The sequence below is a fragment of the Chloroflexota bacterium genome, from assembly GCA_020850535.1.
GTDB lineage: Bacteria > Chloroflexota > UBA6077 > UBA6077 > JACCZL01 > JADZEM01.
This window is the reverse complement of record JADZEM010000023.1, coordinates 49,309-61,405: the sequence shown is the minus strand read 5'-3', so window position 1 is coordinate 61,405 and position 12,097 is coordinate 49,309. Positions and strand designations below refer to the sequence as shown.

General features: G+C 69.5%; 11 protein-coding genes. 3 read left to right on the top strand and 8 right to left on the bottom strand.

What is annotated here, in order from left to right:
- Position 1 precedes the first annotated feature (1 nt).
- Both IT306_04535 and IT306_04530 read right to left on the bottom strand, forming a co-directional pair.
- Complete coding sequence (locus tag IT306_04535) at positions 2–1,369, bottom strand: MFS transporter (GenBank protein MCC7367663.1); 1,368 nt, start codon at positions 1,367–1,369, stop codon at positions 2–4.
- Positions 1,370–1,394: 25 nt separating this feature from the next.
- Complete coding sequence (locus IT306_04530; protein MCC7367662.1) at positions 1,395–2,126, bottom strand: M15 family metallopeptidase; 732 nt, start codon at positions 2,124–2,126, stop codon at positions 1,395–1,397.
- A gap of 313 nt (positions 2,127–2,439) precedes the next feature.
- Here IT306_04530 and IT306_04525 point away from each other — a divergent pair, with 313 nt between their 5' ends.
- The gene (locus tag IT306_04525; protein MCC7367661.1) at positions 2,440–3,222 is read left to right on the top strand and encodes a hypothetical protein; all 783 of its coding nucleotides are present in this window, start codon (positions 2,440–2,442) and stop codon (positions 3,220–3,222) included.
- 27 nt (positions 3,223–3,249) lie between these two features.
- On the opposite strand, the gene IT306_04520 is transcribed toward IT306_04525, so the two are convergent.
- The 4 genes from IT306_04520 to IT306_04505 form a co-directional block, all read right to left on the bottom strand.
- The gene (locus IT306_04520; protein ID MCC7367660.1) at positions 3,250–4,143 is read right to left on the bottom strand and encodes a TIGR03619 family F420-dependent LLM class oxidoreductase; all 894 of its coding nucleotides are present in this window, start codon (positions 4,141–4,143) and stop codon (positions 3,250–3,252) included.
- Between the two features lie 215 nt (positions 4,144–4,358).
- Positions 4,359–4,880 (bottom strand): hypothetical protein, encoded by a 522-nt coding sequence (locus IT306_04515; GenBank protein MCC7367659.1) that lies wholly within the window; start codon positions 4,878–4,880, stop codon positions 4,359–4,361.
- A complete protein-coding gene (locus IT306_04510; GenBank protein MCC7367658.1) occupies positions 4,877–5,473 on the bottom strand; it encodes a hypothetical protein in 597 nt (198 codons plus the stop codon). Before IT306_04510 ends, IT306_04515 begins: the two co-directional genes overlap by 4 nt.
- Before the next feature lie 146 nt (positions 5,474–5,619).
- Positions 5,620–6,129, bottom strand: a complete 510-nt coding sequence (locus IT306_04505; protein ID MCC7367657.1) for an OsmC family protein — start codon at positions 6,127–6,129, stop codon at positions 5,620–5,622.
- 192 nt (positions 6,130–6,321) lie between these two features.
- Here IT306_04505 and IT306_04500 point away from each other — a divergent pair, with 192 nt between their 5' ends.
- Positions 6,322–7,449, top strand: a complete 1,128-nt coding sequence (locus IT306_04500) for a site-2 protease family protein (GenBank protein ID MCC7367656.1) — start codon at positions 6,322–6,324, stop codon at positions 7,447–7,449.
- Positions 7,450–7,490: 41 nt separating this feature from the next.
- Here the strand turns inward: IT306_04500 and IT306_04495 are convergent, their stop codons facing one another.
- Positions 7,491–9,029 (bottom strand): glycosyltransferase family 39 protein, encoded by a 1,539-nt coding sequence (locus IT306_04495; protein MCC7367655.1) that lies wholly within the window; start codon positions 9,027–9,029, stop codon positions 7,491–7,493.
- A gap of 192 nt (positions 9,030–9,221) precedes the next feature.
- Between IT306_04495 and IT306_04490 the strand changes: the two genes are divergently transcribed.
- Positions 9,222–10,844 (top strand): hypothetical protein, encoded by a 1,623-nt coding sequence (locus IT306_04490; GenBank protein ID MCC7367654.1) that lies wholly within the window; start codon positions 9,222–9,224, stop codon positions 10,842–10,844.
- A 24-nt stretch (positions 10,845–10,868) separates the two neighbouring features.
- On the opposite strand, the gene IT306_04485 is transcribed toward IT306_04490, so the two are convergent.
- Positions 10,869–12,089, bottom strand: coding sequence for an MFS transporter (locus IT306_04485; protein ID MCC7367653.1), 1,221 nt, complete (start codon positions 12,087–12,089; stop codon positions 10,869–10,871).
- Positions 12,090–12,097 lie beyond the last annotated feature (8 nt).

The following is a 12,097-nucleotide window of genomic DNA, read 5'->3' as shown; positions in this document are numbered from 1 at the left end:
CTCACTTCTCCCGCGTCAGCTCTTCCAGCGTGCGGTTCGCCGTCTCCCCGGCGAAGATGCTGACGCTCAAGACCGCCAGGAACAGCGCCACCGAGAACGGCAGGATGGCCCAGGTGTGGCCGCCCGTCAGTGTCAGCAGCTGCCCGATGATCAGCGGCGCGGACGTCGAGCCGATGCGCGAGACCCCGGCCGCCCAGCCGGCTGCCGCGCCCCGTAGCTGCGTCGGGTACTGCTCCGAGGCCCACGCCAGCGCCACGGGCCACGCCGCCAGCGCGCCCGCGGAGAGGGCGGCCCCGCCGAGCACAACCACCAGCGGCGTCATCCCGAGCGCGACGCCCAGCGCACCGAACGCGGCCAGCGCCAGCGAGACGATCATCAGCGGGCGGCGTCCGGAGCGGTCGATCGCCCAGACCGACACGAAGCCGGCCGGGATCATCGCGTAGCCGACGTAGGCGCTCAGTTGCAGCGGGTTCGGTGCGCCCATCCCTTCGAGCACGACCGGCAGCATGTAGACCGGCCCGGAGAAGACGGCGTTCATCGCCATCCAGGTCGTCCACAGGGCGAACGTCCGCCGCCGGAACCGCGGCCCCCAGATGATGGCAAGCTGGCCGATCACCGAGAGACGGGTCGCCGAGGCGTGCGGCGCGACGACCGGCACCAGGATGCCGTGACGCTCCGCCAGCCGCTTCGCCAGCGCGTGCGCCTTCTCAGGATGACCGCTGGCCATCAGGAAGCGCGGCGACTCCGGCACGACGAACCAGCAGATCAGGGCCAGGATGATCGGCAGGCCGCCGACGGCCAGGATGCCGCGCCAGCCGAGCGACGCCTCGAACCAGCCGCCGAGCGTGGCGGCAATCGACCAGCCGGCCACCCAGAAGACCTGCGTCCAGGCCATCATGCGGCCACGATAGGCCGGCGGCGCCAGCTCGCTCAGGAGCGCGCTGGCGGCGGGCGCCACGCCGCCCACGCCCACGCCAGCGACCAGCAGCAGACAGCCGAACGCCAGCGCGCTCGGCGCGAGTGACGCCAGCCCGACGCCCAGGCCCGCCAGACAGCCGGTCAGCACGAAGGTGAGGCGACGCCCGATGCGGTCCGCCAGCGATCCCATCGTGATCGAGCCGATCAACTGGCCGATGCCTGCCATCGGCAGCACGAAGCCCACGTCGGCTGGCGACAGGCCAAGCTCGGCGCGCATGCCGGGCAGCGCGAAGCTCACCACGCTCAGATCGAGGCCGTTCCCCATGAACGCCAGCCCCGCCAGCAGGGTGATCCAGGCGTGAAACGGCCGAAAGGTCGTGCTGTCGGCGATGCGGCCGGTTCCCGTGGCCGTCATCGGCGGTGGAGCAGTGCTGCTCCGGGCCTGCTGCATGTCACTGCTCCAGGAGGATTCTCGGTCAGGGCACGGCCTCGAACGCCAGCAGCTCCTCGACGGCCCGAAGGTAGTCGTCGACGATCGCGCTTGACGACCCGAGGTACCCGTCCCGTTGGAGAACAGCTGCGAGGTCGCGCCCGATCCACCGATAGTGCCACGCTTCGTAGGCGTAGCCTGAACGTGCCTCGCCGTCGCGCGGGTAGGGCAGCACGAACCCGTACTCCCAGGCGTGCTGTTCGAGCCACAGGCCGGCCTGCGTCTCGGCAAAGCGCGGGTTGAGCGCGTAGTTGTTCTCCCAGCTTGAGAAGTCGACCGCCGTTCCAAGCTGGTGCTGCGAGTGGCCGGGCGGCGCAACGAAGCGCGCAGAACGGCTCTCGGCCTCGGCGCGGTCGATGGGTGTACCCTCCGGGGTCCGCTCGCGGGCGACCGCCCGCCAGACCGCCGACTCAAACGCCAGGGCCTGCTCGTCGGGCGAGCGGTAGGCGGAGATCGCCGCCAGCTCGACGTTGTCGCGGCCGGCCGCCTCGACCATCGCGACCAGGTCGGGTTTGATCAGCGCGCGAACCAGTCGCCCGCCGTAGTACGTCAGGTCCGGCGGCTCGTAGCCGTCCGGCAGGCCGCGCTGCCGGGTGACTGGCAGGAGGAGCAGCCGCGCCTCGTTCGCCGGCAGCCCGAACACGCTGGTGACCTGCCCGGACGCGTCGCGGATGACGGCGTTCCGCTCGACCTGCAATCTGAGGGCAAGCTGGGACAACGGTGGGACGCTCCCCGCGCCCGGATTCGGCGCGAGTGGCGCGGCCACCAGATCGTTGCGATGAGTCTGAAGCGGAAGCGGCAGCAGTATCGAGATTGCAAGAACGAGGGCGAGAAGGCTCGCCACCATATCAGAAGGCCTCCAACCGATCGGACGCCCGGCCAGCATGCGCGCGCAAGAAATGAGGGGGAAGGGGATTCGTTCGCACAGCACCCGACACAAAGGGTATGCAGTGTGCGTGCGGCAACGATACGATAGTACGCAGTGGCCGAGAGAAGCGCATCGTCAGTGTAGCGGGAGCAGGAACGTGCGGGTGAGTCGGCGGACAGCACTTCGGGCAGTTGGCGTGGCGGCGGGGGCGCTCACGCTGGGTGGGATCGCCGTCCCGGCCAGCGCAGCCGACGAGCTGCCCTGGACGCCCATTGGCTTCTCGCAGGGTGGGCAGCCGCTGGTGATGCGGCACTACGGCGACGCGCAGAAGCGCGTGCTGATCCTCGGGGGCCAGCACGGCGCCCCCGAGGCGAACACCATCGAGCTGGTCAACCGGTTGACGGCCCACTTCATCGCCCATCCTGAGGCCGTGCCGAAGACCATCGGGCTCGACATCCTGGCCGTCACCAACCCGGATGGCGCGACGGCCGGCATGCGCCAGTACTTGAGCGGCGTCGATCCGAACCGGAACTGGGGCGGCGGGGACTGGGCCAGCGACGCCTATGACTCGAACGGCGCGTTCAAGCGCGGTCTTGGCGGGTCGGAGCCGTTCTCCGAGCAGGAGACCCGCGCCCTCGGCGATTTCATGTTGGCGAAGCGGCCGGTGCTGACCGTGAACTACCACAGCGCCGGCGGTTTCATGTTCGGCTCGCGGGACGGCCCGAACGCGCCGATCACCGAGGCGTACGTGGCGGCCAGCGGCTACTACTCGCCGACGCCCGGCAGCGGGAGCAGCCCGCTCCCCTACCGTGCGACCGGCAGCCTGAACGTCTGGGCGCGCACGGTGGGCTTGAGCACGCTGTTCATCGAGCTGGCGACGCCGACGGCCATCGAGTTCGACCGGAACCTCGCCGGGCTGCTGGCGGTGCTGCCGCTGCTGGCGTAGCGCAGGCGGCGGCAGGCCGCTCCCCGTCTACAGGTGCGGGCGGACCTTCTCCGCGAACGCGTCCACCTGGGCCGTGAAGTCCGCGAAGTCGCGCCCGACGAACTCCAGCGACAGGTGCTCGATACCGATCTCGCGCAGCTCGGCGATCTGATCGACCAGCTCGGACGGCGTCCCGGCCAGCACGTGTCCAGCATGGGCCGGCTTCGGATACGGCTGGTCGTCCAGCACCACGCGCGCGTCGATGCGGAGGGTCAGCGTTGGCGGCGTGGCCCGCCCGAAGCGCTCGCACAGCTTCAGGATGTCGGCCTTGCCCTCGCGGAGCTGCGCCGGGGTACGGTTGATCGGGTGCCAGGCGTCGCCGTGCTCGACCGTTCGCCTGAGCGCCGCCCGGCTGCTCCCCCCGACCCAGATCGGCGGGCCGCCGGCCTGGGCCGGCCTCGGCCGGAACTCCACGTCCGAAAACCGGGTGTAGCGGCCGTCAAACTTCGCGGCCGGGTTTGCCCACAGCTCGCGCATGATCGCGATGTACTCGTCGGTCATCGGGCCGCGCTCGTCGAACGGCAGCCCCAGGATGCGCGACTCCTCGGCGTTCCAGCCTGCGCCGACGCCCAGGACGATCCGACCGTTGCTGAGGTCGTCCAGCGAGGCCACCATCTTGGCGGTCAGGACGCCGTGGCGGTACGGCAGCACCAGCACGCTGACGCCGATCTGGATGCGCTCCGTGATGGCAGCGGCGTACCCCATCACGACCAGTGGATCGTAGAGCAATCCAAACTGCGCCGCGTTGGCGACGGGCGAGATGACATGATCGATGGTCCAGAGCGAGTCGTAGCCGAGCCGCTCGGCCTGCAGGATGCTCTGGCGAATCGTGTCGCGGCTCGCCATGCGACGGACGCTCGGGATCCAGACACCGACCTTCATGCGACTCCCCCCTCTGGAGCGTGGGCAGACCGTTGCCCAGTACCCAGCACGATAGCCGATCGCCTGCGAGGAGTGCGGACGGCGTGCCAGCGCGCATGGCGGGAGATCAGTGCGTCAAACAGCGGCCATCGACAGGCGCGACGCTCCCTGGTGGGAACGTCGCGCCTCAGAGCCTCGCCAGGGTTGCCCTGCGCCACGATGGCGCTTCCGAGGATCTAGACCTGCAGCAGGCGGTCGAAGAACGAGCGGTAGCGCCGCAGGGCCTGCCGCAGATCCTCGGTCGAGATGTCGTCGCCGCGACTCCACTGCTCTTCGAGCTTCGCGCGCTCTTCGGCGAACACGTGCGCAAGCCGCTGCATCATCTCGGCGACCATCGAGTCCGCCTGCTCCACCGCGTGGCGCGGCTCGTCCACGAAGCCGGTCTGCACCTCGGTCCAACGGCTGCGGAATCCCTCCGCCTCGCCGGTCGGGAAGAGCGGCTCCGCCCCGTCGGTGTCGGCGCCATCCGTAGCGGCCGGGTTGGCGAGCGTTGACGACCGCGTCGGCATCGACTGGCTTCGGGTGCTCGCCGTCCCGGATGCGCCGTCCGTCGCCGCGTCGTGGCGAGGCTCGCGCATGCCCGGCTGCATTCCCAGATCGGAGCGGTCGTCGTCCAGGTCGGGGCGGTCTGCCGGCACGGTCTGCTGGGGGCGAGGCCGCATGCCGCCGGCGAGATCGGCAGTGGAAAGCTCGGTCACGATCGTACCTCCATGTGCGTGTCACGACGGCGGGCGTCAGCCCGGACATCGTGCTCGTCGGCTGAGATATCGAGCAGATCTTCGAACAGCGCACGGAAGTGCACGAAGGCCCGACGCAGGTCCTCAGTGTCGGCGTCGCCGCGAGCGCTCCGCAGCGCCAGGGCGTGACCCGCGCGGTAGTGCTCCACGACATGTGGATGATTCACCGAGACGTCGGCGGCCCGCTGCTCGAAGTCGCCCACGGGATAGCCGCGCGTCGCCATCACCTGCCCGACCAGCTCGTCGGCCTCGTTGGTCGCGCCGCTCGGGTCGTCCACGAACTGGGCCTGCACCGAGCGCCAGCGGTTCTCGAACTGCTCGCGCTCCCGCGGGGACAGTGCCCGAATCTGGAGATGCTCGACACGCTCGGCGCGCTGTGCAAGCTCCCGCTCGGCGGCACGCTGATCGTGCGACTCGGCGACCGTTCGCCGGTACTCGGGACCAAACTGCTCTTGCAAGTGTTCGGTCCGTCTCTTCTGCATGAAGAGCCATGCAGCAACCGCGACGGCGGCCACCAGTGCCACGAGCAGCACGATGACCAGAGGATTGTCCATGAGGTGCCTCCAGAGGCATGGCGCGACGTACGCGCACCGGAACACGCGGTCTGTGCGACGTGAATAAGGTGGGAGCGGCGCCTCTCCCACCGCATCTGCCGTACGTCGAACGCATTCCCCATGCCACCGTTGGGCCCAGGCGTCGATCAGGAGGGCGGCGCCGTCCAGGTGGTGGTCAGGCGTGGTGTCTCCTGCAGCGTCCGCATGACCACACAGTACTGCTCGGTCTTCTCCTCGAGCGCGGCCAGCTGTTCGGGCGTGGCGTCGGGCGCATCGACCTCGAAGCGGGTGCGGATCTCGGAGAAGCCAATCGGCACATCCCGCGCGATGCCCAGTGTGCCGCGCAGATCGAGATCGCCCTCGACGATCACCTCAATCCGGCGCGTCGGCACGCCCATCGCCGTCGCCACCATCTGGCAGGTGATCTGAGCGCAGGCCGCCAGGGCGCCCAGGAGCAAGTCACCCGAGCAGGCGCCCGTCCCTGCGCCGCCGACGCCAGCGTGGGCCTGGGCATCGTAGATCGCCCGGCCGATATCGACCGAGCACGAGATCGGCGCGTCCGTCTGGCTGCCGCGCGCGGTCAGCGTGATCTGCGACGTGGTCGGGTCTGCCCGATACTGCTCTTTGAGCGGTCGTTGAAGCGCTCGCACGTCCATGGTCACCGTCTCCCCACGAGGGGCCGCGCGGCGGCTGGCCGAGGCGCGGCGTTGCCGTCACCATACCCCGCCCGAACGGCGGCCGGCCCGGTTCGCGCGCACGCTGCCTGGGCTGGCCTGCCCCGTGCGACAATGCACTCGGAGGCAGGCGCGCCGCCTGGGGCGGACGGGCCGTGCCGGCGGAGCTTTGCCATGGAAAGCTCGTTCACCGTCGCGCGGATTCGTGGGATACCGATTGGCGTTCACTACACCTGGGGCATCGCCGTCGTCCTGATGACGTGGTCGCTGGCCGCCGGGTACTTCCCGATGACCTACCCTGGCTGGTCCCGAGAGGCCTACTGGCTGGTCGGCGCGGCGTCAGCAGTGCTGCTGTTCATCTCGGTGCTGCTCCACGAGCTGTGCCACTCCGTAGTGGCGCAGGCACGTGGGCTGGTGGTGAGCAGCATCACCCTGTTCATCTTCGGCGGCGTGTCCAACATCGCCAGCGAGTCTGACGATCCCCAGGACGAGTTCCTGGTGGCGGTGGTCGGACCGGTGTCGAGCCTGGCGATCTCTGGCGTTTGCTGGCTGGCGCTCCAGGCGCTCCCAAGCGCCACGTCGCCGCTCGGGGCGCTGGTCTCCTACCTTGCCACCGTCAACCTGATGCTGGCGATCTTCAACATCCTGCCCGGCTTCCCGCTCGACGGCGGCCGGGTGCTCCGCGCGATCCTCTGGGGCGCGACCCGGAGCGTGGTCCGTGGCACGACCATCGCCACGGTAGTCGGCCAGATCCTCGCGTTCGGGTTCATCGGATACGGGCTGCTGCTGATCTTCGAGGGCTCGGCCCTGAGCGGCCTCTGGATCGGGTTCATCGGCTGGTTCCTCAACAGCGCCGCCGAGGCGACCCGCCGCCACGTTCAGATGGAGGAGGGCTTCCGAGGCATCACGGTCGCTCGAGTGATGGCTCCTGATCCGCCGTTCATCGCGCCGGCGCTGTCGGTCCGCGAGCTGGTGGACGAGTACATCCTGCGACGCGGTCTGCGAGCGCTGCCGGTGGCCCAGGACGGACAGATCGTCGGCCTCGTCACGCTCACCGACATCAAGAAGCTTGACGAGGCCGAGTGGGGTCGCAACTCGGTTGGCGCAATCATGACGCGAGCGCCGATTGAGGCTGTTGGTCCTGGTGAGCCGGTCACCAAGGCGCTGGAGCGCATCGTACAGCGCGATATCAACCAGTTGCTGGTGGTGGATCGGGACGGCACGCTGCTCGGGATCTTGAGTCGAAGCGACGTGATGCGGTTCTTGCAGATCCGGAGCGAGCTGCGGATGAGGCAGGGGTAGCAGCCAGGAGTCAGGCGTCAGGAGTCGGGCAACGCTGGCCGTCAGGCCGGCGAGGCGTCGGTGCTGACCGTGTGACGACGCCCGGCCCCGCCCGCCTGTGTGCGCCCGATAGCCGCCCGGGCGGCGCCGACCACGGTCGCCGCGCCACCGGCCGCCAGCAGCCCGAGCAGCGGCTCAATCGGGTAGCGGTAGCGCGGCAGCGGCGCGACCATCGCGACGGCAGCCGCCAACAGCCCGACCACCACCAGCGCGAGGAACAGCGCCACGCCGACCCGCCGCTCGCGCGCCCCGACCCCGAGCGCCAAGCCCAATGCACCGACCGCCGCCAGCAGGGGAATCAGTGGACCGTATCGCGATGACTGGAAGACGGAGATCAGCACCTCGGCCTCGCCGTACTGGCGTTCCTGGAGCGGCGACGGCGGTCCGAGCAGGTGGCGGATATCCTTGAACGATTCCCACTCCTCGCGGCTGCCACTGTCCTTGCGGGTCTGCCAGTGGTCGCGGTAGCGCTCAGGAGATCCCTGGGCCAGTTGTGCGAACCAACGCACGGTCCCGAGCAGATAGTAGTCGGGCTGCCGCAGGATCGCCTCCAGCGCGAGATCGCGCATCAGCCTATTGGCCTCGGCGTCGTTCAGGCCGAGGTCGCGCTTGATGCGGTCGCGGACTGGCGAGACGAAGCCGCCGCGACCACCGCGCATGATCTCGCGCGCCCGCTGCCGGGCCGGGTCCGGATCGGACGGATTCTCGAAGGCGAACCCCTTGTCGTGGCGCATGGCCCGCCCGACCAGCGTCTGGCCGGCGTTGCCCTCGGCGCTGAAGCTGCCGTGAACGGCGGCGTTTCGGAGCATCCAGGGCACCCACACCAGCGCAACCCCGCCGATGAGCGCGGCGATCAGCCCCACGCATGGCGGCATGACGGCCCGCACCTGCCGCCCGAGCGACGAGGACGGCGCACTGGCCCGCTGACGCAGCCAGACGGCGACCGGAACGGTCAGGACGACGGCGACGGCCAGCACCAGCCCCACCGGCCGGGTCAGCGCCGCCGCGCCGATCAGCAGCCCGCCTGCGAACAGGCTCCACCAGCGTGGACGCTCAAGCGTGAGCGCCAGCCACCCGACGGCGACGCTCGCCAACGGGATGAACAGGGTCTCGGCCATCACGTACTGCTCGGCCACCAGCAGCGGCCCGCTCAAGCCAACCAGGAGCCCCGCGAGCAGACCAGTCCAGCGGCCCCAGTAGCGCACCGCCAGCGTCGCCACGATCAGGCAGAGCAGGACGCCCAGGAGGTGCTGCACCAACGCCAGCGCCGCCAGGTCTTCCCCGACGCTCCGCACCACCAGCGCGATGAACAGCGGGTAGCCCGGCGTTCGCCGCAGTTCGAGATCGAATCCGATCTCGCGGGCAAGCTGGTAACCGGGCCAGAAATAGTTCTCGCTGTCGCCGATGATGAACACCGGCGCGCGCAGGAGGAATGCCAGCCGCATGCCGAGCGCCGCCACCCCGACGACGGCCAGCACCAGCCAGACGGGAGGGGTCGGCAATCGGCGCGTGAGACGTTCGGCGGCAGCGTCGGCTGTCATCGTGCCAGCAGTCGGTACGGGCGTCGCATAAAACGGGAGTGTACCAGCGTCTCGGAGCGGTACAGTAGCGAGGTGCGATTCCAGCGCACCGCTCCGATGCCGGAGGTGTCGTGGCCCTGACCGAGAGAAGTCCCGTCCAGCACGCGTCGTTCGTTGTGAAGCGTGGCGAGGCCGGCCTTCGCCGGACGGGATATGAGCGCCAGTCGCAGGGAACTTTCAGATGGTAAGTCGCGCCGCGAGGCCCGTGGCGCGCCGCCCTCGGGCAGCATCGTGTCGCTAGCGGACCGCCGCGGCGAGCCGTCAGACACGCGGCCGGCGGCCGTCACCGCGTCAGCAGCCACGGCGTCGGCGTCCACCCGCCGGGTGATGGGCGGCGCGCTGGCCCTCTTCACGATTCAGCCGCTCACCTGGGCGTCGTCGCTCCTGATGATCGTCTACATGCCCCAGTACATGGGCAGCGTGACGATGGGCCAGTGGGCGATTCTCATGGCCCTGTCCGGCCTCTGCGCCACGATCTTCGGCTTCGGCGTTCCAACGGTCCTGACCCGCCAGATCGCCGCCGAGCCGGCCCGAATCACCCAGGCATCGGCGGCAGCGCTGATCCTGAGCCTGGGCCTGGCGGTCGGCGGCGGCGCGGCGGTCGCACTGGCGATTCACGGCTTCGGGATGATCGATCTACCGCCGTACACGCTCGAAGTGATGCTGGCGGGGGTCGTCGTCACGGTCGTGCAGAACCTGCTGCTCTCGATCCTCAACGGGCAGCACCGGCTCGGTCGGTTCGCCCAGCTGTCCGCCGTCAGCGCCATTGTCTCATCCGTCGGGCTGATCGCCGCGCTGATGGGGGGGTTTGGGCTGATCGGAATGCTGACGGTCATGCTGGTTGTTAACGCCGTGGTTACGACGATTGGCTGGCGCGGCCTCCACCTTCAGTTCGACTGGAGCAGCGTCTCGCTGCCTGAGCTGCACAAGCTGGCGGTCATGGGACTGCCGTTCGCCGGCATGGCGCTTGTCTTGAGGCTGCGTGGCGACGCCGAGGTCATGCTGCTCGGGCTGGGCCTGAGCGTCGAGGTGCTGGGCTGGTGGTCGGCCGCCGAGCGCATCGCCTACATCGCCCTCTTCGTTCCAACGCTGCTGATCACGCCGCTCCTGCCGGCCCTCAGCAGCGTCGCGCATGACGTGGCCGCCTTTCGCAGCACGTTGCGCCGTAGCCTCGACCTTACGGTCGTCGTGACGCTCGGCGCGAGCGCGGGCGTCACCGCCATCGCGCCGGCCGTGCCGTCGGCGTTCGGCTGGACTCCTGATTTCGTGGCCGCGATCCCGTTCATCGAGCTGATCTCGATGGTCACGCCCCTGGTGTCCGTTGGGATGATCCTGGGGACGGCGCTCATCGCGCTGGCGGACGAACGACGGTGGTTTGTGACGAGTGTCGTCGCCAGCAGCCTGCACCTGATCGTCACGCCGGCGCTGATCGTCGGGTTCAACCTGGCCTGGGGCGCGGGCGGGATCGGGGCCGCCGTCGCCAAACTGCTGATCGAAATGCTGATGATCGTCGGTGCGCTGCGGTTGTTGCCGCGTGGCACCGTCGAGCGGTCGTCGTGGATCGTGGTCGCGAAGTCGCTGGTGGCGGCCGGCGCGATGGTGGTGCTCGTCCGCGCCGTGCTGGCGCTCGGCGGGTGGTACGCGCTGCCCTTGAGCATCGCGGCGGGCGGCCTGACGTACCTGATCGTGCTGGCCGCCATTCGCATCATGTCGCCGTCTGAGCTGGCAGAGCTCAGGGCGTTCGCCGTCGGCATCGTGCGGCGGAGGGCCGGCTGAGCATGCTGCCACGGTGCCGCGCGCTTACGCGCCCACCTCGGCCTCGTGGGCGCGCTGCCGCGCGGCGATCTCGGCCGGCGTCACACGGGCGGTGAGCCAACCGACGACGACCGCGCCGAGGTAGGCCGCCGCACCCACGCCGATGGCCAGCGACACCCCGAATGGCGCGATGGCGGCGGCAGCAATCGGGAACAGGAACATCGCCGTGTTGCGGGGCATCGGCGTCAGCGAAAGCACCGCCGTCTGATCGACTGGCGGCACCACCCGCGTCAAGTGGGCATACAGGATCGTATTGGCGGCGGCGAACGGCAACGCCCGGATCCAGGTCAGCGCGGCCAGCACCCACAGGTTCGGTGCGACGGCGATGCCGCAGGTCACGACCGTGGCCAGGAGCATCGATGGCACGAACCAGCGGATGCCGCCGTGGTCGTCCACCAGCCGCGAGGTCGCGAGCGTGGAGACGGCCGTCACGATGCCGCTCACGCCGAGGATGAAGCCGATAGCCGGCGCGGGGTTCTCGGCGATCTCGGTGATGCGGACCGGCAGGTAGACTTCGACGACTGCTCGCGCCCCGACGCTCAACAGCCAGCACAGGAAGTTCCAGCGCAGGCCCCGCTGCCGCCAGACCAGCGACAGCGTCTGGCCGGTCCGCGCCAGGATCGAGGTCGTTCGACTGTGCCGCTCCGGCTCTGGCATCAGGAACGTCACCAGCAACGCGGCGATCAGCGCCAGCGACGTATCGACCAGAAACAGGCCGCGCAGCCCGATCGCCTCGATCAGCACCGCGCCGACCGGCGGCCCGATGCTGGCGGCCACCGGCATCGCGGCCTGGATGGTGGCGATGGACATCCCCAGGTGGTGCTTCGGCGTGAAGGCGGCCTGGGTCGCGATCACGACGGCGATGTTTCCAAAGGTCAATCCGAGCAGGATCCTGGCGACCAGCACCACCCAGACGTTGGGCGCAAACGACAGCAGCAGGTAGGCCAGCGCTGCGAGATACTGGCTCCGCACGATGACCAGCCGCCGCGAGTAGCGCTCCGCAACGGCCCCCCAAAACGGCGCGAGCGGGAACGCCACCGCCGTCATCGCGGCGTAGAGCAGGCCGGTCCAGGCGCTGATCTCGGCTGGCGTCAGGCCCAGCTCGGCCAGGAAGAGCGGCATGTAGGCGGTGGTGTGCCCGAATGCCAGCCCTTCGAGGAAGGTGGAGACGAGAAACAGACCGTTGACAGCACGCCAATCCCGCACAAGCGAAA